Annotated in this window: 18 protein-coding genes; 7 read left to right on the top strand and 11 right to left on the bottom strand. The window is 53.0% G+C overall.

Translation table 11 applies throughout. The features are described 5' to 3' along the window. Window positions 1–21: 21 nt before the first annotated feature. Genes EHSB41UT_RS16085 through EHSB41UT_RS16075 form a run of 3 tightly spaced genes read right to left on the bottom strand, consistent with a single transcriptional unit; the run spans window position 22 to window position 4,840 of the window. Window positions 22–321, bottom strand: coding sequence for a YcgL domain-containing protein (locus tag EHSB41UT_RS16085; RefSeq protein ID WP_087111651.1), 300 nt, complete (start codon window positions 319–321; stop codon window positions 22–24). Between the two features lie 20 nt (window positions 322–341). After that, complete coding sequence (gene rnd, locus EHSB41UT_RS16080; RefSeq protein ID WP_087111649.1) at window positions 342–1,517, bottom strand: ribonuclease D; 1,176 nt, start codon at window positions 1,515–1,517, stop codon at window positions 342–344. 47 nt (window positions 1,518–1,564) lie between these two features. Next, the gene (locus EHSB41UT_RS16075) at window positions 1,565–4,840 is read right to left on the bottom strand and encodes an OTU domain-containing protein (RefSeq protein WP_087111647.1); all 3,276 of its coding nucleotides are present in this window, start codon (window positions 4,838–4,840) and stop codon (window positions 1,565–1,567) included. Between the two features lie 120 nt (window positions 4,841–4,960). Here EHSB41UT_RS16075 and EHSB41UT_RS16070 point away from each other — a divergent pair, with 120 nt between their 5' ends. Further along, complete coding sequence (locus EHSB41UT_RS16070) at window positions 4,961–6,187, top strand: MFS transporter (protein WP_165767291.1); 1,227 nt, start codon at window positions 4,961–4,963, stop codon at window positions 6,185–6,187. Here the strand turns inward: EHSB41UT_RS16070 and EHSB41UT_RS16065 are convergent. Next, entirely contained in the window at window positions 6,135–6,641 is a 507-nt protein-coding gene (locus EHSB41UT_RS16065) for an acyl-CoA thioesterase (protein WP_133060540.1), read from the bottom strand. The two genes, EHSB41UT_RS16070 and EHSB41UT_RS16065, sit on opposite strands and share 53 nt — an antisense overlap. 187 nt (window positions 6,642–6,828) lie before the next feature. Between EHSB41UT_RS16065 and EHSB41UT_RS16060 the strand changes: the two genes are divergently transcribed. Further along, window positions 6,829–7,110 (top strand): YecH family metal-binding protein, encoded by a 282-nt coding sequence (locus tag EHSB41UT_RS16060; protein WP_087111641.1) that lies wholly within the window; start codon window positions 6,829–6,831, stop codon window positions 7,108–7,110. 66 nt (window positions 7,111–7,176) lie between these two features. Here the strand turns inward: EHSB41UT_RS16060 and EHSB41UT_RS16055 are convergent, their stop codons facing one another. The 7 genes from EHSB41UT_RS16055 to gltA all read right to left on the bottom strand — a co-directional run bounded on the left by EHSB41UT_RS16055 (window position 7,177) and on the right by gltA (window position 11,971). Next, complete coding sequence (locus tag EHSB41UT_RS16055; RefSeq protein WP_087111825.1) at window positions 7,177–7,530, bottom strand: HopJ type III effector protein; 354 nt, start codon at window positions 7,528–7,530, stop codon at window positions 7,177–7,179. 51 nt (window positions 7,531–7,581) lie between these two features. Then, window positions 7,582–8,145, bottom strand: coding sequence for a D-alanyl-D-alanine dipeptidase (gene ddpX, locus EHSB41UT_RS16050; RefSeq protein WP_087111639.1), 564 nt, complete (start codon window positions 8,143–8,145; stop codon window positions 7,582–7,584). Window positions 8,146–8,285: 140 nt separating this feature from the next. Next, the gene (locus tag EHSB41UT_RS16045; RefSeq protein ID WP_415837440.1) at window positions 8,286–8,894 is read right to left on the bottom strand and encodes a 7-cyano-7-deazaguanine/7-aminomethyl-7-deazaguanine transporter; all 609 of its coding nucleotides are present in this window, start codon (window positions 8,892–8,894) and stop codon (window positions 8,286–8,288) included. A gap of 176 nt (window positions 8,895–9,070) precedes the next feature. Next, window positions 9,071–9,382 carry a hypothetical protein gene (locus EHSB41UT_RS16040; RefSeq protein WP_087111637.1) on the bottom strand — a complete coding sequence of 104 codons (312 nt, stop codon included), beginning with the start codon at window positions 9,380–9,382 and terminating at the stop codon, window positions 9,071–9,073. Continuing rightward, window positions 9,379–9,708, bottom strand: a complete 330-nt coding sequence (locus EHSB41UT_RS16035) for a hypothetical protein (RefSeq protein WP_087111635.1) — start codon at window positions 9,706–9,708, stop codon at window positions 9,379–9,381. The genes EHSB41UT_RS16040 and EHSB41UT_RS16035 overlap by 4 nt, the downstream gene beginning before the upstream one ends. A 101-nt stretch (window positions 9,709–9,809) precedes the next feature. Beyond that, window positions 9,810–10,550 (bottom strand): TerC family protein, encoded by a 741-nt coding sequence (locus EHSB41UT_RS16030; RefSeq protein WP_087111632.1) that lies wholly within the window; start codon window positions 10,548–10,550, stop codon window positions 9,810–9,812. Window positions 10,551–10,684: 134 nt separating this feature from the next. Continuing rightward, window positions 10,685–11,971 carry a citrate synthase gene (gltA, locus tag EHSB41UT_RS16025; RefSeq protein WP_087111630.1) on the bottom strand — a complete coding sequence of 429 codons (1,287 nt, stop codon included), beginning with the start codon at window positions 11,969–11,971 and terminating at the stop codon, window positions 10,685–10,687. 519 nt (window positions 11,972–12,490) lie between these two features. Here gltA and sdhC point away from each other — a divergent pair. From sdhC to EHSB41UT_RS16000, 5 genes are all read left to right on the top strand, one after another. After that, on the top strand, window positions 12,491–12,865 hold the full coding sequence (gene sdhC / locus EHSB41UT_RS16020) for a succinate dehydrogenase, cytochrome b556 subunit (RefSeq protein WP_087111628.1): 375 nt from the start codon (window positions 12,491–12,493) through the stop codon (window positions 12,863–12,865). Next, on the top strand, window positions 12,859–13,227 hold the full coding sequence (sdhD, locus tag EHSB41UT_RS16015; protein ID WP_087111626.1) for a succinate dehydrogenase, hydrophobic membrane anchor protein: 369 nt from the start codon (window positions 12,859–12,861) through the stop codon (window positions 13,225–13,227). The genes sdhC and sdhD overlap by 7 nt, the downstream gene beginning before the upstream one ends. Window positions 13,228–13,230: 3 nt before the next feature. After that, window positions 13,231–15,003 (top strand): succinate dehydrogenase flavoprotein subunit, encoded by a 1,773-nt coding sequence (gene sdhA / locus EHSB41UT_RS16010; protein ID WP_087111624.1) that lies wholly within the window; start codon window positions 13,231–13,233, stop codon window positions 15,001–15,003. A gap of 26 nt (window positions 15,004–15,029) precedes the next feature. After that, window positions 15,030–15,734, top strand: coding sequence for a succinate dehydrogenase iron-sulfur subunit (locus EHSB41UT_RS16005; protein ID WP_278248160.1), 705 nt, complete (start codon window positions 15,030–15,032; stop codon window positions 15,732–15,734). A gap of 556 nt (window positions 15,735–16,290) precedes the next feature. Beyond that, a complete protein-coding gene (locus EHSB41UT_RS16000) occupies window positions 16,291–19,131 on the top strand; it encodes a 2-oxoglutarate dehydrogenase E1 component (protein ID WP_087111621.1) in 2,841 nt (946 codons plus the stop codon). Window positions 19,132–19,158 lie beyond the last annotated feature (27 nt).

The following is a 19,158-nucleotide window of genomic DNA, read 5'->3' as shown; positions in this document are numbered from 1 at the left end:
CAACTACAGTCAGCGCAATAATTATTGCGGGTCGTTAAAAGAAAGAAATTCATCCGGCAGGGTGATCATATAATCATCTTTCTGCTCGGCTGGCGGCATCTGCAGATAGTAGCCGGTTTCATTAATTTTGCTGAGCACTTCTGCGCTGTCAGCTTCTGCCAGATTACGCTCCGGGGTCAGCAGAAAATCTACAACATGCTGCGGCTGGCCCATCAGGGTGCGCAGCTGCTCGGGAATGCTGTCGAGACCCTTGAGCTTGTTAATGTACAGGTAAAGCCCTTCTTTCCGTTTGGTTTTGTAGACGGAAACAACCATTTTCATACTCACGTCCTCGGGCTGTTTTATTTATTGAATGACGGATTGCGCAGGTGATCAGGGAACTGTCTGGCATTCAGATGTTCGATCAGCGGCTGCAGAATTTCTTCCCGGCGCCAGCCGCCTTTCAGATTGTTCAGGTTGCTGTTATCAAAGCTGCCGGTCTTCAGCCAGCCGCGCAGCAGTTTACCCACCCAGGGCTTGGATGGTACCAGCTCCGGTAACAGTCCCAGTTGCTCAGCCCGCTGACGGCAGAAGGATTTGATCGCTTCCACCACCGGCTGTACCTGCTTGGGCAAAGGACCATTCGGGCGTTCCGGATAATGCTCCGGATCAACCTGTTGGCCTTGTTCAATCTGGACAAGGATCTCCTGCCCGGATTGGCGAATATTCTGTGGCTTCATGGCTTTGATCCGGCGCAGATCATTCAGGCTGTCCGGTTGATAGCGGGCCAGATCCCACAGTGCGCCGGCTGGAGCCAGACGGTTGCGGGAGAGGTTGCGGGCACGGGCTTCGTTCTCTCGCCACTCGCACAGTCTTTGCAGAACCGCCAGTTGCTGAGGACGCAGTTGCCAGGCCATTTTGACATCGCGCCAGGCCTCCCGTGGATCCGTATCCGTGCCAATGTTGCGAACCTGGTTGTCGCAGTCTTCCCGATGCCATTGGGTAAATCCCTTGTCTTCAAGCATCTCGCGGAGCAGTGGGTAAGCCTGACCGAGATAGAACACATCCAGTGCCGCATAGTCCACCTGACTTGGGGTCAGTGGCCGGGCCAGCCAGTCGGAACGGGTTTCCCCTTTGGGAATATCAATTTCCAGCAGGCGGGCTATCAGTTTCTGGTAGCCCATGGAAAACTCCAGCCCGGCATAGGCAGCCGCCAGTTGGGTATCGAACACATTCTCCGGTAGTGCATCCAGCAGATAGCGGAACAGTTCGATATCCTCGCTCATGGCATGCATCACCTTGGTGATATTTGGGTTGAGCAGGAGATCACGCAGTGGCTGCCACTCGCTGATGGTCAGAGGGTCGATCAACCAGACATCTTCGCCGTAGCCCAGCTGGATCAGGCCGGCCAGGGGCCAGAAGGTTTTGGTGCGAACAAACTCGGTATCCAGAGTCAGCCATGGCAGCTGTTGCCAATCCCGGGCCGCAGAGGCCAGTTGCTGGTTGGTGGTAAGCCAATGAATAGCAGGCTGAGACATGGAGAGTCCGGTTATAAAGAAAAGAGTGATTATACGGACAGAACGAGTTAGCGGCTACGGACTTTGTCGTTGTGGTGCGACCCGTGTCCGGAGCGATGATCAAGGTGATGTTGCCTCTGTTTTCCCGTCTGGCTTTGTCTATGGTGTACCGACGAAACGGCGGTTTTATACGTTTGCGATCCGGATGCACCGGGGCGGCGTGAGCGCACGGTTTTTTGGAACGTCTCAACAGATGCCTGATAGCTCTTTAAATAGCTTTGGTATTGATCGGCTTTGAGAAGGCGCAATTCCGGTTGTCCATCTCTGCGATGCTCTTTCAGCCGCCACTTGCTGGCATTCTGGCTATGCTGCCGGAAATTGTTGTGCATCTGTTGATCATCAAGGCCAGACTTCCGGTGTTTTTGCTTCTGGTAGCGGGCATAGATCTGACAGCTTTCACAGACTGGAACGTCCTTTTTATAAAGTTCTGGAACCATCTCAGGGTGTTTTTCATAGAACACCAGAGCCTGTCCACTTAATTTCGGATGTCGGTCCAACTGCTTGCGCCATTTCTTATAGGTACGGTGGGCATCCCGGAACTGTTGGTTTTTTTCCTGTATCAAGGCCAGCTTGGCGACAAGACTGTATTCCTCGGGGAAACGCTTGATGGCCGCTCTTGTCAGCCCCACCGCCGTTTCTGGTTCATAAGCTTTGTTGTTGAAGTGGTGAATGGTGGAATACAGCTGCTTTTGTGCCTGATCACCGTAAAAATTGCTGATGGTCTCCACCGCTTCCGGATACATCTTCAGGTGTGTTTCCACGGCAGAGCGACTGTAGACAATATGTCCAGGGCTGCCGAGATTGTTTTTGCTGGCATGCTCAAAGAACGTCAGGCTTTTTCTCAATACGGCTTCGTTCCTTTGCATGCTTAGGGCCGTCATCAATGTGTTCATATCGCTCGTGCTGGCTTGATCTATACAGACCGGCAGAATCAGGTTTAGAGCCTTCTCCGGTTCATCGGCTTTGGTATACGCCGAGGCCAGAGTGCGAACGACTTTTGGCAAGTGTCGATAATTAGGGATATCGGTCAGGGTTTTAATGCCTTCTTCAGTATGGGCATCACTGGCGAGCAGTGCGGCCAGACTGGTTTTTACATCAATATCCCATTTCACCTGCTCATCGATTGAACGAGCCAATGGAACCGCTTTCTCCAGTTGATGAATTTTGTCGTACATCACCGCACGCATCAGGCTCAGGCGTCGTGAGCTAAGGGTAATTTCCTCATAGGTTTCCAGTAGGGCTCGCGAGCGATGGTAAGCCTGCAGATGGAAGTCATTTATCGAAGTCAGTTCATGGATCAGGAAGGTCTGTAGATGGCGTGGAAGCCCCGGTTTCTTGAGTTGCTTCTCCAGCAGCTGGGCGCTGATATGAAAATCTTTTGCACGATAAGTCAGTTCGTACCTCAGGTTCACCAGTGCTGTCTGCCATTCCGGAGTATGGGGCCAGCTTAACGCATCAAGCTTCTGGCTGAGTTCCGGGTTACGAGAGCCAGAGGGTGTCTGGAAGAGCTCCCGCATCAGGGATAACAGCTGAAGATAGGGCAATGCCCCTGAAAGCTCACCATCAATAGTGATGTGCGCGGGGTAATCCGGGCCTGGGGTGCGATTTTGCATCATGGGCAGCATGGTTGCACTGAGCCAGGGAGCTTTGGCGGCAAGCGTATCGGTCTGGCGGGTCTCTGGCAGTGTATTCCAGAGCGTATGCCGAGGTTTGCGTTGATGAGGAGTTGTGGAGCGCCAGCGGCTGAAACGGTCTGCGCCTCCGCTATGGATAAGCGTGACGGGCTGATGCTCCCCAACCCACTCCGGCAGATTGTCATCACGAATAATCTTTCCGGGCTGCCAGGGCAGAAACAGCATCCCGGTATTGTCGGGTGTTAACGGGCTCAGCAGCAGAATCGGGGTGTTGTACAGACTGGCCAGTGTCGGGAGCAGGCAGGAGCTTTTCCAGGGATTGTGGCTGAAATGGTTGAGTTCTTGCAGTGCTCTGGTCAACGGTGACCGGTGGGGATCGCCATTCACACAAAAGGACAGGGCGCGTTCGACGCTTTGCCCAAGCACGGGCGTGGTGCTGGTTCGCTCCAGCAGCAGACGAATCTCCCGAATCATGGTCAGGTCGTGCAGGCGTTCTTTGTCGGACTGATGTCGAACCTGCACCAGACTGCGTCGTGAATAAAGCGCGCTGGCAAGTGCGCCATAAAAGCCACCAGCGATCTGGGTAATACCGGACATACCGATACGCAATGGATATCTCTGAAAGCTTTTACTCAACTCTTGATAGTTGTGAAATTCCCTAGCTAAGCCAGCCTGCCAACTTTTCAGTGGGAGTGGCAAGAAAAGGGACGTATCAATATCGTGGCTGTGGATCGTCCGAACTTCTACTTCCCAGGGGACGTCCTCATTAACGGATGAAATGGGCGAAAAAGCATCGGTAATAAAGATCTCGATAGTATGTTCAACCGAGTCATCCTGTTCTGTTGTTGAGGGCTCGGTCTGTTCGGATGGTGGTAGAGGTTTATCTGTCGTTTCACTCACAACGTCAGTAGGCGGAGGCGAGGTTTCGCGGGAGAGTGCGTTGAGTGAGTAAGCACCTTCATAGTGCCCTGAGCCATTACTGATTAAATAAAGTGGGTTATCAGGAATCAGGGATTCCCAGCTGGATGTATCCAGGTCCTTACCGGTTGCGCTGGTGGCCTGAATTTCCGGGAGTGATGATGATGGGCTGCGATTAATATGCAGCACCGGGCGCTGGTAAGTGAAGGCAATCAGTGGCGAAAGAATATAGGCATTGCCCCAGATTTGAGTATCACGCAGTTCTTCCAGCAGTCTTGGCGTGTTGTCCTTGGGGTTAATAGTCTGGGTATAGCCGTCCCAGAAGTGGTGAAGAGGGCTGTCGGCAAGTGAAGTTTCTGCCTGATTGATGGTGGCAATCAGATCCCGGCGAACATCATTGGAGGAGAAACCGTCTGGCTTTCCTCCAAGCAAGATCAGCTGCTGGGCCACGGCTTCATAAATACAGCTGCCATCGGGGGATGTTTCCAGAGATTCCAGCTCCAGACGTGATTTCAGCTCCCGCAGGCCGGTCTGATAGCGGCGTAGATTTTTGCGGGAGGTTTCAAGACGGGTCAGATCCTGAAGATAGTCATCTGTAATCGCCTTGCTGCTGCGGGTGTGGTAACGGCCGGTTTTCAGATCAGACTCTCCTGCCGCCCAGCCGAGGTTGTGCAGGATGAGTAGCAAGACTGCAAGAAAGATAGAGTGTGAATAATGTCCGAAGGTTCTCACCCATGCCTCCGTGGCTGTTTATTCTGAAAACCTGCCCAAAATTAGCTTATTTTTTCAATGTGTGTTCATTTTGTGATTCCCCTGAGATACTGGCAGAAAAATAATAGGGGAGTTATCGCTATGCCTCTGAATGTATGGATTCTTTTTGCTGCCCAGGCACTGGCTCTGTGTACAACACCGTTGATGGTGTTCGCCGGTGCGCTGGCGACCCGAAGCTTTGCACCTTCGCCGGCCTACGCCACCTTACCGGTCGCGGCGATTGTGGTCGGTACCGCACTCTCAGTTTTTCCTGCTGCGTTGTTGTGTCAGCGCTTCGGGCGTAAGGCGGTATTTCTTGGTGCGATGGTGCTGGGGGCAGGAGCATCGCTGTTGGCTTTGCAAGCCATGACGCTGCATTCCTTCTGGGGATTTGTCGGTGCTTCTTTGATACTGGGCGTGGTGGTTGCCGTGACCCAGCAATTCCGCTTTGCCGCCATGGAAAGTGTGACCCAGGAGCGTATGCCTCTGGCGGCTTCTCGCTTATTGGCGGCTGGGTTGATTTCGGCAGTGTTGGGACCGGAGCTGGTGATGCTGGGCGAGCAGGTTTATGGTGAACTGTTTACCGGTGCTTTTCTGCTGTTGGCCGGTTTGTTTGTGGTGGCCTTTGTGATTCTGGCGTTCGGGTTTAAGAATCCCCAAATGCACTCTGCCCCTCAACAGGGGAATCAACAGGAGCGTAAGCGGGATCTACTGACGCACAGCGGCTTTCTGGTCGCGGCCATGAGTGCGGGGATTGGCTACGGCGTCATGAGTTTTATTATGACGGCCACGCCCATCAGTATGCATGAGATGCAGGCGTTTTCGCTGGTGGATACCAAGTTGGTGATTCAGAGTCATATTTTGGCGATGTTTATTCCATCACTGTTTGCTGGCCGCTTAATTATTATGTTTGGTCACACCCGGCTGATTGTATTGGGGCTGGTGGCCTATGCCATCTGTGTGGTACTGGGAGTTCTGGATCATAGCTGGCTGCATTACTGGTGGGCACTGGTGCTGCTGGGTATTGGCTGGAACTTTCTGTTTGTGGCCGGTACCTCACTGCTGCCAAAAATGTACCGACCCGAGCAGGCCCACCGTGCTCAGGGAATTAATGATGCCGTTGTATTCAGTACCCAGGCGCTGGGCGCATTAAGCTCCAGTGCCGTGCTTTACTGGTTGGGCTGGAATGGTCTGTTGCTGCTGACACTGCCTCTGCTGGTGTTTATGGCGGTGATTCTATATCGCTGGCTCAGAGCGGGGCAGCCTGCGGCTATGCCTATGCAGCCGGAGCCTGTTTCAGAGCCTGATGGCAGGCCTGCCAGCGACTGATTGTTTCCGGCAGCGCTGGTGGATTGCCAAAGATATTGATAGGTGAAACAAGAGTCCCGTTTTTCAACAGGGCTTCCTTCACCAGTCCGTTCGCGACCAGAGATTCTTTGCAGAACACCTTGTGGGCGTAGTAAACATATTTGCTATCCCACCCGGCTATTTCTGTGGTGACTTTGAAACTCTGCAGCCGGCCAATCGGTTTGATATAGACAAGGTCCTGAGCGGCGATCATTCGGTGGGTGAACAGTCCTTTCAGTGCCAGCCTGCGGCTGTGCAGTAAATGAAAACGTCCCAGCTCCATAAAGTTAAAAAAACGCTGATTAGGCAGATGATCGCGCAGGCGCAGATCATGGGGCCAGGCTCGAAAACGGGCAGTGGACAAAGTCATACCGGGTTGTGCAGGAGTCAGGTAGGTTTTTAGCAGCAGCAGTGCCAGACGTAATACCAGATTCATAACAGCCTCATCGTCAGAGGTCATGATTGTTATGGTCTGGCCCGTTTCAGGCAATGTCCGTTTCGCTCACAGGTCTTGTCATTCTGGTCTTTCTGGCAGAAGCGTTACGTAGGCAAAATTACGCATAACAGCCCATTCCCGGGTGTCGTATTGTGTGGGTTGTTTGAATTTAAAGCAGAGATACGACATGGCACGTACTGTTCATGGCCGCAAGGTTTTGATGATGGTTCTGGAGTCCGGGCGTCATTGGCCACGGGCTGAGCTGGTGCAGGAGATGGCTGACAAGTTTGGCGCAGATTCCACTTTTCACACCTGCTCTGTTCAAGCTCTGAGTGCTAACGACCTGATCGATCTGTTTGTCGGCAAGGGCAAGATGGTTGAAAGTGACGAAGGTCTGTTTATCGATGCCGGTAAAATGTGCAGCGGTAATCACGCTGAAGGCCACCGCTGTGGCGGCCATCAGCACTGATAAGTCATGTATGAAAGAGAGCTGCCCGGTGCAGCTCTTTTTCATGGGGCTAAAAACGGGATGGCTTCAGCTTGAGCGCGTGAGCGGGAAGGTGGTGAACTGAATTTCAGTCACTCCGTCTTGTAACAAGCGGCGCAGGTTGTGGTGATTGTTTTCACCCGGAGTGGCCAGTACGTCCCGGTAGTGTTCACCAAAGCAGCACAGTGTTTGCTCTTTGCTGAGGTTGAGTAGTTGGGAAAGCGCCAGAACCTTGCAACTGCCCTGATTTTGTTCGGCACTGTTTCCGACGGGACCATTCTGGAAGGCAGTCGGTGCGAAATCATACCAGTTATCGACAAAGCTCAGCGTTTGGGCAAATGCGTGCGTGCCACTGTTCAGGCTATCCAAAAAATCTGCGCAAGCCTTGTTGAAGGCATCCATGATATCCATCCCCGTTTTATTGTTAACCACTATTGTTGAACGCAGTGGGCATTAATCAGGAAGTAGCTGGGTGCCGGCCAGGCTGTCGGTCAGTACCGCATAGCGATCCAGGTTTGGCAGCTCATAATGCCACCACTCGGTTGCCAGGCACTGAAAGCCGGCCGTGTGCATCAGGCCTGCCAGTGTCAGCCGGTTCTTCAAAGCTTCTTCGCTGATCTCGGTGTTGTTGTGGTGGGCCAGCTCCCGAAAGTCATCAAAAGCTGTCCCCATATCCAGTTCATTGCCATCGCTGTCGATCAGGGTCAGATCAATGGCCGCTCCACGGCAATGGGAGCGCGGGCCGTTGTCTGTAGGTGAGACATAGCGAGGGTCCGGGGTATGATCCCAGAGCTTCTGCTGAACTTCCAGTGGTCGGAAGGCATCCCAGATATGCAGTGTGAAGCCCGCTTTCAAGGCGATCATGCGGGCAATTTCCAGCTTCTTGGCTGCATCACGATGCAGGAAGGCTGCTGCCCGACCATAGAGAGTCTCTCCGGTAAAATTATCCGGAGTCGCCAGTTTGATATCGAGTTCCAAACCCTCGGCGGGGTGCAGTTCGACCAAAGAGTTCAGCATAAAAGAGCCCGTTACCAGTATGTGACTTCTTTCAGATTAGGTGACGCAAACAAAAACGGCTGAACATTCCTGTTCAGCCGTCGGATTCCGAGTTTGATCACCTGATGACTTTCGAGAGCTTCAGGATTTTATAAAGAGCTTCAGGATTTATTAGGGGCCAAATATTTCTGCAGGGCGTTCAATACCAGACCGTAGGCCGGCAGGAAGAACAGCATGCTGATCGCCAGCTTCCAGCCATAATCCACCATGGCAATCTCCATCCAGTGCTCGGCCATAAAGGCATCGCTGGACTGGAAGAACGCGACCGCAAAGAAGGCAATCGTATCAATCAGGTTGCCGGCAACGGTGGATGCCGCCGGTGCAACCCACCAGGCCTTAAGCGTGCGCAGCTTGTTAAATACGGTGATATCAAGCAGCTGGCCTACCAGATAGGCGGTAAAGCTGGCCAGAGCAATACGGGCTACAAAGCTGTTGAAGCCGTTCAGGCCATCAGGCTGGAAGCTGCCATTAGCAAACAGCACAGAGATCAGATAAGAGATCGCCAGTGCCGGGAACATGGCCCGGAAAATAATTTGTTGAGCCGGCTCACGACCAAACAGACGGACAGTCAGGTCAGTCGCCAGGAAAACAAACGGAAAAGTGAATGCGCCCCAGGTGGTATGCAGGCCAAACATCTGGAAGGGAATCTGCACCAGATAGTTGCTGGCGGTAATAATGGCGATATGGAAAAACGCCATAAGCAGAACCAGCTTGTGCGGGCTTTTGAAGGTTGCCGAAGAAGCGGCAGGCGATAAAGAATCAGTGTACAAAACAATTAACCTTTTTCTTGTACGAGGTGAGGGAACTCGGGAGGAGGTGATTGTAGGGATTTAAATGGCGGAGTCCACCCCTGACTTATCAGGATGTATACCGATGATGGCGTTAATCAGTGCGGGAACAGGTTGTTTGGTGAAGCACTGGGATCTGTTTCGATGATTTCCGCAGAGAGTGGTGGGGAGAGGCTGCTGATCTCAAGCTGCCAGGCACTGTTGCAGGCTGGGCAGCTCAGGGGAATCTTACCCAGCTTCTGACTCCATAGTCGGGCCATGGGGATTTCCAGGCGCGTGCCACAGCCCTCATGGCAGAACCAGCTAACGGTGTTGGCGTCCCAGGCGGCTTCAAAATAGCGACCATCAAAATAAAAGCCATCAAATCGCGATGAGTGTGCGCCATGACTGCTTGGTCGTGCAGGGTTCATGGCAGGTGACTCGTGATGTCTGCCAGGGTTTCCAAACGCTGGATATGATCAGGAGCCAGCGGAAAGGTCGTCTGCTGAATGCGCAGATGGGAGTGGGTGAGCTCTTCTGCCAAGGTCTCACAGCTGCCTGAAGCCTGCTGTTCGATGAAGCAGTGTTCTGCGTAACCTTCCAGTCGTTGAACAATGGCTTCCACTTCGCTCCAGCTTGAGAAGCGCTGTGGCGGGTTGTAGGGCTTGTATTTGAATGGGTAGTTGGCGCAGCCGCTGACAATCAGGGTAAGCAGGGCCGTGGCGGCCAGCTTGGGGAGGAATCCTTTCCGAACCATCTTAAACCTCACTGGTACTATCAAACGTCTCCAGACTTCCTTAAGCGTAGGTCTGGAAAGGCTTGTATGGCGTCAATCGCCTGCCAGATAAGGTCTTTTGTTCAGTTGGTGGTTGGTGTCTTTTTCCGTTTCCTCGCCCGGATGTTGAGGATTTCCACACCAAGCGAGAAGATCATCGCAAAGTAGATATAGCCCTTTGGAATATGAAAGGCGAGCCCTTCGGCGACCAAAGTGACGCCAACCAGAATCAGAAAGCTCAGTGCCAGCATCTTCAGAGTGGGATGGCGATCGACAAAGTCGCTGATGGTTTTGGCCGCAAACTGCATGATGCCCACCGAGATCACAATCGCTATCACCATCACCGCCAGATGCTCAGCCATACCGACGGCGGTAATCACTGAATCCAGAGAGAAGACAATATCGAGAATGGCAATCTGAACCAGCACTGAGACAAAGCTGCTCACCTTGCCCGGTTTATGCTCGGTTTCATGATCGCCTTCCACTGTGGCGTGGATTTCATGGGTACTTTTCGCTAATAAAAACAATCCGCCGCCAAAAAGAATCAGGTCTCGCCCGGAAATAGCTCTGGCGTATTCGGATTCTACCAGCAGGGTAAACAATGGTTCGGTCAGGCCAATCACCCAGGTAATGGAAATAAGCAGCAGGATGCGGGTGCCCATGGCTAACAGCAAACCAATTGTGCGGGCACGGTTGCGCTGGTGTTCGGGGAGCCGGCCAGCAAGAATACTGACAAAGATAATATTGTCGATGCCCAGAACGATTTCGAGGGCAGTGAGCGTTAGCAGGGATAGCCATGCCTGTGGATCACTCAACCATTCCATGGTCTTTTATCCGTGAGTTCTGCTGGTAGGAAAATATGATCGTTTGAGAAAAGAGTAGCGGGAATTGGAATGGAAATAAAAATGGAGCAGAAATAAAAACGCCACCTTGCGGTGGCGTTTTGGAGAGCGGGAGATTAACGCTGATCCAGAGGAACAAAGTCGCGTTTTTCTGGCCCGGTGTACAGCTGACGTGGACGACCGATGCGGTAGCTGCCGCTGATCATTTCATGCCAGTGAGCAATCCAGCCCGGGGTACGGCCGGTTGCGAAGATAACAGTGAACATCTCAACCGGAATACCCAGAGCTTTCAGGATAATGCCGGAGTAGAAGTCTACGTTCGGGTACAGCTGGCGATCGATAAAGTACTCGTCTTCCAGAGCGATCTGCTCCAGACGCTTGGCGATACGCAGCTGTGGATCGTTGATGCCCAGTTCACCCAGTACTTCGTCACAGGTCTTCTTCATCACTTTGGCGCGAGGGTCAAAGTTCTTGTAAACCCGGTGACCGAAGCCCATCAGACGGAACGGATCGTTCTTGTCCTTGGCCTTGGCAACAAATTCTTCAATGCGGGATTCATCACCGATTTCATCCAGCATCTTCAGTACGGCTTCGTTGGCACCACCGTGGGCTGGTCCCCACAGGGCGGCAATGCCGGAAGCGATACAGGCGAACGGGTTGGCACCACTGGAGCCGGCCAGACGCACGGTAGAGGTGGATGCGTTCTGTTCATGATCCGCATGCAGGGTGAAAATCTTGTCCATGGCGCGAGCCAGAACCGGATTCACCTTGTACTCCTCACATGGGGTAGCAAACATCATGTGCAGGAAGTTGCCGCCGTAGCTGAGGTCGTTGCGTGGGTACATGAATGGCTGGCCAACAGAGTGCTTGTAAGCCATGGCCGCCAGTGTTGGCATCTTGGAGATCAGGCGGTGCGCCGTGATCTGACGATGAGTCTCATTGGTGATGTCCAGGGAGTCATGGTAGAAGGATGACAGAGCGCCAACCAGACCACACATGATCGCCATTGGGTGAGCATCACGACGGAAACCTTTCAGGAACTCCACCATCTGCTCATGCACCATGGTGTGCTTCATCACCATGCTGGAGAACTGTTCCTTCTCAGCAGCGTTTGGCAGCTCTCCGTACAGCAGCAGGTAGCAGACTTCCAGGAAGTCAGACTCTTCAGCCAGCTGTTCGATAGGGTAGCCGCGATGGAGAAGAACCCCCTTGTCCCCATCAATGTAAGTGATTTTGGATTCACAGGCTGCTGTGGATACAAAGCCTGGGTCGTATGTGAAAACGCCGTTTGCGGTCAGCTTTCTTACGTCTATGACGTCGGGTCCAAGTGTTCCGCTATAAACCGGTAGTTCCAGAGTGTTATCACTACCTTCAATGGTCAGCCGCGCAAGCTTCTCAGCCATGGGCCCTCCTACTTGTACTATCAGATTGTGTATTACTTATTAGTATTCAGGTCATTAGTCGTTTGTGTGGAAAACCGTTTCTGACCTGAGTAAATCTGCCGGTATTTTGGTAGGCACCACTATAGAGAGATTAGTTTTTTTGTCAAACGACCTGTTGTGGTTGTTTTTGCTTAACTTTTCCCGCTGCATGTGCAGGCAGTAAGCGGCAAAACTACAGAAAGAGGCAGCGGGGTAACGGTGATTGAAAATCCGTATGTCTGTCATTGGTGCAGGCTATTGGTGGCGTTTTCTGTAGTCTTTGCAACACTTTACGGGGTGTGGTGGTGGCTGGTTGCTTCGTTGTAATCAAATACCGAAATGAATATACTTGCCCACGAAATTGTGGGGGTGGAACTACCTAAAGCTTTGTTCTTGATCAATTTTGACCGATAGGTTGGGAATCTAGTCAAAAGCCTCTCAGAATTTTCCATCGATAATGCATAATTCCAAAAACCCGTTCGGGTTACAGGGTGTCAGACCGTGAATAGTAAGAGACCAGTCAATCTCGACCTCACAACAATAAGGTTGCCCTTACCCGCCTACACATCCATCTTGCACCGTATCTCCGGTGTGATTCTGTTTGTGGGTATCGCCTTCCTTCTTTATGGGTTCGAGCTCTCTCTCTCCAACGAGCAGGGGTATCAGCAATTTGTAGCCATGCTGCAGTCACCGATCGCCAAGTTTATCACCTGGGGGCTGTTGACAGGCCTGGGCTATCACCTGGTTGCCGGTATCAAGCATCTGTTGATGGATGCTGGATTTGCTGAAAGTAAGGAGTCCGGAAAAATCGCCGCGCAAGTGACGCTGGTTCTGGGTGTTGTATTGAGCGTACTGGCAGGGGTGTGGGTATGGTAACCAATATTACAAACTTGTCCCGCAGTGGCCTGTACGACTGGATGGTGCAGCGGGTAACCGCCATCGTCCTTGCCGCCTACACCATCTTTATGGTGGTCTGGCTGCTCTGCAATGGCTCTGTTGATTTTGCCGCATGGCAGGGGCTGTTCCAGCAGACCTGGATGCGTATTTTCACCCTTATGGCTCTTATCTCTCTCGGCGCGCACGCCTGGGTGGGGATGTGGACTATTTCCGGTGACTATTTAAATGAGCGGGCCCTGGGTAAAAAAGCGCTGGTTTTCCGTTTTCTGTTTCAGGCGCTGTGCGGTGTAGTGATGTTCAGCTACGTCGTCTGGGGTATTCAGATTCTTTGGGGGCATTAAGGAATGTCGAAGATCCGTACCATGACATTTGACGCCATCGTAATCGGTGGCGGCGGCGCAGGTATGCGCGCGGCTCTGCAGCTCACCGAATCCGGTGTCAGCACAGCCTGTATTACCAAAGTGTTCCCAACCCGTTCGCACACGGTATCCGCCCAGGGTGGTATTACCTGTGCGATTGCCAGTGCTGATCCGAACGATGACTGGCGCTGGCACATGTACGATACCGTCAAGGGTTCCGACTATATCGGTGACCAGGACGCGATCGAGTACATGTGCTCCGTTGGTCCTCAGGCTGTTTTTGAGTTGGACCACATGGGTCTGCCGTTCTCCCGCACTGAAGAAGGTCGTATCTATCAGCGTCCTTTCGGTGGTCAGTCCAAGAATTTCGGTGAGGGTGGTCAGGCTGCCCGTACCTGTGCCGCAGCTGACCGTACCGGTCACGCCCTGCTGCACGCCCTGTATCAGGGTAACCTGAAGGGTGGCACGACTTTCCTGAATGAGTGGTATGCCGTTGACCTGGTGAAGAATGCCAAGGGTCAGATTGCCGGTGTTATCGCCATCTGCATGGAAACCGGTGAAACCGTATATATCAAAGCCAAGGCAACCGTTCTGGCGACTGGCGGTGCCGGCCGTATCTATGCCTCTACCACCAATGCTCTGATCAATACCGGTGACGGTATCGGTATGGCCCTGCGTGCCGGCTACATGGTTCAGGATATGGAAATGTGGCAGTTCCACCCAACCGGTATTGCCGGTGCGGGTGTACTGGTAACCGAAGGTTGCCGTGGTGAAGGTGGCTTCCTGATCAATGCCGACGGTGAGCGCTTTATGGAGCGTTATGCGCCGAACGCTAAAGACCTTGCCGGTCGTGACGTGGTTGCCCGCTCCATGATTCTGGAAATTATGGAAGGCCGTGGTGTGGGGCCAAACAAGGATCACGTACTGCTGAAGCTTGATCATTTGGGTGAAGAAGAGCTGCACAAGAAGCTGCCAGGTATCTGTGAGCTGTCCAAGACCTTTGCTCATGTTGACCCTGTAAAAGAGCCAGTGCCGGTTGTGCCAACCTGTCACTATATGATGGGTGGTATCCCGACCAATATCGGTGGTCAGGCGCTGATGCGTAATGCGGCCGGTGAGGATGAGATTGTTGATGGTCTCTACGCCTGCGGTGAGGCGGCCTGTGTGTCCGTGCACGGTGCCAACCGTCTGGGTGGTAACTCGCTGCTGGATCTGGTGGTATTTGGTCGTGCGGCCGGTCTGCAGATCAAGAAGAGCCTGGAAGAAGGTTTTGATTCTGTTGATGCCAGTGATGCAGATATCGAAGCAGCTATGTCGCGCCTCAACCGTCTGAATAACTCTACCGGCGGTGAGAAGGTGGCTGATGTTCGTCGCGATCTGCAAAGCATTATGCAGCTCAACTTCGGTGTGTTCCGTCAGGAAGACAAGATGGTTGAAGGTCTGAAAGAGCTGGATGCCCTGAGAGAGCGTGTGAATAACACCCATCTTGGTGATAAGAGCAAGGCCTTCAACACGGCGCGTATTGAGGCGCTGGAGCTGGATAACCTGTTTGAAGTCGCTTACGCCACAGCGGTTTCCGCTCTGGAGCGTAAAGAGTCTCGCGGTGCTCATGCCCGTAATGACTACCAGGAGCGTGATGATGAGAACTGGCTGAAGCACTCTCTGTACTTCCCGGTTGATAAGAGTGTTGGCAAGCGTGATGTAAACTTTGCTCCCACGACCATGGAAGCGTTTCCGCCGAAGAAGCGGACCTACTAAGAGACGGGAGGATAACGACTATGACTTTGAAGGTGAGCGTTTATCGCTACAATCCGGAAAAAGATGCTGTCCCTTCCATGCAGGACTTCGATATCGAAGTGCCTGAAGGTAAGGACCTCATGGTTCTGGATGTGCTGGCCTTGATCAAGGAGCAGGACGACAGTTTTGTCTATCGTCGCTCCTGCCGTGAAGGCGTGTGTGGTTCCGATGGTATGAATATCAGCGGTACCAACGGTCTGGCCTGTATTACCCCGATCTCCGAAGCTGTTCGCAAGGGCAAGCTGGTGTTGCGTCCGCTGCCGGGCCTGCCGGTGATTCGTGATCTGGTGGTGGATATGTCTCTGTTCTACAAACAGTACGAGAAGATCCGTCCGTTCCTGATCAACGACGCACCGCCGCCGGCAATTGAACGTCTGCAAAGCCCGGAAGAGCGCGCCAAACTGGATGGTCTCTATGAGTGCATCCTGTGTGCCTGCTGCTCTACGTCCTGTCCGTCCTTCTGGTGGAATCCGGACAAATTCGTTGGTCCGGCCGGTCTGCTGCAGGCTTACCGCTTCCTGGCGGATAGCCGTGACACCGCAACGGAAGAGCGTCTGTCAGCACTGGATGATCCATTCAGTGTTTTCCGCTGCCGTGGCATCATGAACTGTGTGAATGTCTGTCCGAAGGGGTTGAACCCAACCCGTGCTATCGGTCACATTCGCAACATGTTGCTGGCCAGTGGTACTTAACAGCGTTCGATTGATCGATTGAACGGCTGTATAAAAAATCCCCGGTTTGTCCGGGGATTTTTTATTTATGCTTATATTTGATCATATAGGTTTGTTCTATTGGGCTGATTGATAAAAAAAGTCACAGAAAACCGTAAGTTAACAGGTGATTTGTGTAGGGGAAAATGCCTATAATTGTCACCAAGTTTTCAGCATTCTCTTGATGGCTCTCTTTGCGTCGGCGTGAAACCCTGCGCAAGGTGCTGATGAAGCACGGATATCACTTAAAAAGTGGTGTGTTGAGAGAATGTGATCGAGACGTAACGAGACACCAGTTGTCGTCTGATTTAGCAGGGCTGCTGGTAAAAAGGTTGGTATCTCTTCTTTTATGTGTACTCGCCTGGTGTCGTGATATCTCTTTAGGTTTAACCAACAGGGGCTGCCGGGCACAACCCGGGCTGTTCGTGGGGGAGACCGGCCAGTGTTCAGGCTTGTTATCCGTTAAAGGCCTGTTATTTCATGACCAGTCGTTACCTGCTGGCAGATTTGCCCCATATCCCAGGGGTGGAAATTAATAATGCAAGATAGTGTCATGCAGCGTATGTGGCAAAGCGCCCACATATCCGGGGGGAACGCTGCATATGTAGAAGAAATGTACGAGCGCTATCTACGTGATCCCAACTCTGTGCCAGAACAGTGGCGCGATTACTTTGCCAGCCTTCCCCAGGTTGAAGGCGTCGGCGTTCAGGATGTACCCCATTCCACAGTTCGTGAAAACTTCCTTCACCTTGCCCGGAACCGTCACCGTGTTCAGCCGGTGGCTGCCAGTGCGGTCAGCAGTGAGCATGAGAAGAAGCAGGTTCAGGTTCTCCGTCTGATCAGCTCTTACCGGATTCGTGGCCATCAGAAAGCCAAGCTTGATCCTTTAGGTCTGATGACCCGTGAAAATATTCCGGATCTGAAGCTGGATTATCACGGTCTGACCGAAGCCGATGCGGACACTGTATTCCAGACCGGCTCTCTGTTTATTGGCAAAGATGACGCAACACTCGGTGAAATTCGCGAAACCCTGGAGGCTGCTTACTGTGGATCCATCGGTGTCGAATTTATGCACATCGTTGATACCGAAGAGCGCAGCTGGTTCCAGCAGAAGCTGGAAAGTGTTCGTGGCCGTCCGGATATGAGCACCGATGCCCGTCTGCACCTGCTCGAGCGTCTGAGTGCTGCCGAAGGTCTGGAAAAATATCTCGGTACCCGTTATCCGGGCACCAAGCGTTTCGGTCTGGAAGGGGGCGAATCCCTCATCCCGATGCTGGATGAAATGATTCAGCGTACCGGCGCCAGCTCCGTGCAGGAAATTGTTATCGGCATGGCCCACCGTGGTCGTCTGAACGTTCTGGTGAATATCCTGGGTAAGAACCCGGCCGAGCTGTTTGCCGAATTTGAAGGCAAGATCAGCCTGTCCGAAGGTTCCGGTGACGTGAAATACCACCAGGGCTTTTCTTCCAATGTGATGACCCCGGGCGGCGAAGTGCATCTGGCACTGGCCTTTAACCCATCTCACCTGGAAATTGTCAGCCCGGTAGTTGAAGGCTCGGTGCGTGCCCGTCAGGATCGTCGTAACGATAATGAACGTAAGGAAGTGCTGCCGATCTCCATCCACGGTGATGCGGCGTTTGCCGGTCAGGGTGTGGTGATGGAAACCTTCCAGCTGTCCCAGACCCGTGCCTACGGCACCGGCGGTACCATTCATATCGTGGTGAACAACCAGGTTGGCTTTACCACCAGTAAGCGTGAAGACGCCCGTTCCACCGAATACTGCACCGATGTTGCCAAGATCGTCGGCGCGCCGATTCTGCACGTGAATGGTGATGATCCGGAAGCCGTAATCTTTGCCACCAAGCTGGCGGTGGATTATCGGAAAGAATTCAAGAAAGACGTGGTGATCGATCTGGTCTGCTACCGTCGTCGTGGTCATAACGAAGCGGATGAGCCGTCTTCCACCCAGCCACTGATGTACGGTCAGATTAAGGTTCAGGAAACCACCCGTAACCTGTATGCCAAATCTCTGGTGGAACTGGGCGTGTTGTCCGGTGAGCAGGATACTGACATTGTAGAAGGCTACCGCAACGCCCTGGAAAACGGTGAGCACGTAGCTAACAGTCTGGTACGTGAACCAAACACCAGTCTGTATGTGGATTGGGCGCCTTACCTGAATCACAAGTGGACGGCCCAGCACGACACCCGTGTTGCGCTGGGAACTCTGCAGGAACTGGGTCAGGCTCTGACTCAGGTGCCGGAAGGCTTTGCGGTTCAGCGTCAGGTCAGCAAGATTATTGATGACCGTCGCAAGATGGCCGCCGGTGCGCTGCCAATCAACTGGGGTATGGGTGAATCCCTGGCTTACGCCACTCTGTTGATGGAAGGTCATCCGGTACGTATCACCGGTCAGGACGTAGGTCGTGGTACCTTCTCCCACCGTCATGCGGTTCTGCACAGCCAGAAAGATGGTGCCACCTGGGTGCCTCTGGCGCATCTGGCCGAAGAGCAGCCACCCCTGCAGATTTATGATTCTGTTCTGTCTGAAGAAGCAGTACTTGCCTTTGAATATGGCTATGCCACCACGCAGCCGAACTCACTGGTGATCTGGGAAGCCCAGTTCGGTGACTTCGTAAACGGCGCGCAGGTGGTGATTGATCAGTTTATCTCCAGCGGTGAAACCAAGTGGGGCCGTCTGTGTGGTCTGACCATGCTGCTGCCACACGGCTATGAAGGTCAGGGCCCGGAGCACTCTTCTGCACGTCTGGAGCGCTTCCTGCAGCTGTGTGCTGAGCACAACATTCAGGTGTGTGTACCGACCACACCTGCGCAGGTCTTCCATATGCTGCGTCGTCAGGTGCTGCGTCCACTGCGCAAGCCGCTGGTGGTGTTTACGCCGAAGTCCCTGCTGCGTCACAAACTGGCCGTTTCCACATTGGAAGATCTGGCTGACGGCTCTTTCCAGACCGTACTGCCGGAGCTGGATGAGCAGGACAAGAGCAAGGTTGAGCGTCTGGTGATGTGTAGCGGCAAGGTTTACTACGACCTGCTGGAACAGCGCCGCGCCCAGGAAATGGATAATGTTGCCATCGTTCGTATCGAGCAGCTGTATCCGTTCCCGGAAAACGATCTGCAGGCGATCATGGATGAATATCCAAACCTGACTTCTGTCGTCTGGTGCCAGGAAGAGCCTATGAACCAGGGCGCCTGGTACTGCAGTCAGCATCATATGCACCGTGTTATCGCTGGCCACAAGAACAAAAAGCTTTCACTGACTTACGCTGGTCGCCCGGCATCGGCAGCACCAGCCTGTGGCTACATGTCCGTGCATGTAGAGCAGCAGCAGAAGCTCGTTGCCGATGCACTGGGTACTAAGTAATCAGCCACTGGAGAATAAGGAACACAA

The organism is Parendozoicomonas haliclonae (assembly GCF_900174585.1).
Taxonomy (GTDB): domain Bacteria; phylum Pseudomonadota; class Gammaproteobacteria; order Pseudomonadales; family Endozoicomonadaceae; genus Sansalvadorimonas; species Sansalvadorimonas haliclonae.
The sequence above is the reverse complement of the archived record's forward strand: the minus strand, read 5'-3'. Positions and strand labels throughout refer to the sequence as shown.

Bases quoted from the DNA above. Each gene is read 5' to 3' on its own strand.
- EHSB41UT_RS16085 (WP_087111651.1), bottom strand. From the start codon at position 321: ATGAAAATGGTTGTTTCCGTCTACAAAACCAAACGGAAAGAAGGGCTT.
- sdhA (WP_087111624.1), top strand. From the start codon at position 13,231: ATGTCGAAGATCCGTACCATGACATTTGACGCCATCGTAATCGGTGGC.
- EHSB41UT_RS16065 (WP_133060540.1), bottom strand. From the start codon at position 6,641: ATGAATCTGGTATTACGTCTGGCACTGCTGCTGCTAAAAACCTACCTG.
- EHSB41UT_RS16000 (WP_087111621.1), top strand. From the start codon at position 16,291: ATGCAAGATAGTGTCATGCAGCGTATGTGGCAAAGCGCCCACATATCC.
- EHSB41UT_RS16060 (WP_087111641.1), top strand. From the start codon at position 6,829: ATGGCACGTACTGTTCATGGCCGCAAGGTTTTGATGATGGTTCTGGAG.
- sdhD (WP_087111626.1), top strand. From the start codon at position 12,859: ATGGTAACCAATATTACAAACTTGTCCCGCAGTGGCCTGTACGACTGG.
- EHSB41UT_RS16055 (WP_087111825.1), bottom strand. From the start codon at position 7,530: ATGGATGCCTTCAACAAGGCTTGCGCAGATTTTTTGGATAGCCTGAAC.
- ddpX (WP_087111639.1), bottom strand. From the start codon at position 8,145: ATGCTGAACTCTTTGGTCGAACTGCACCCCGCCGAGGGTTTGGAACTC.
- EHSB41UT_RS16040 (WP_087111637.1), bottom strand. From the start codon at position 9,382: ATGAACCCTGCACGACCAAGCAGTCATGGCGCACACTCATCGCGATTT.
- EHSB41UT_RS16030 (WP_087111632.1), bottom strand. From the start codon at position 10,550: ATGGAATGGTTGAGTGATCCACAGGCATGGCTATCCCTGCTAACGCTC.
- rnd (WP_087111649.1), bottom strand. From the start codon at position 1,517: ATGTCTCAGCCTGCTATTCATTGGCTTACCACCAACCAGCAACTGGCC.
- EHSB41UT_RS16070 (WP_165767291.1), top strand. From the start codon at position 4,961: ATGCCTCTGAATGTATGGATTCTTTTTGCTGCCCAGGCACTGGCTCTG.
- gltA (WP_087111630.1), bottom strand. From the start codon at position 11,971: ATGGCTGAGAAGCTTGCGCGGCTGACCATTGAAGGTAGTGATAACACT.
- EHSB41UT_RS16035 (WP_087111635.1), bottom strand. From the start codon at position 9,708: ATGGTTCGGAAAGGATTCCTCCCCAAGCTGGCCGCCACGGCCCTGCTT.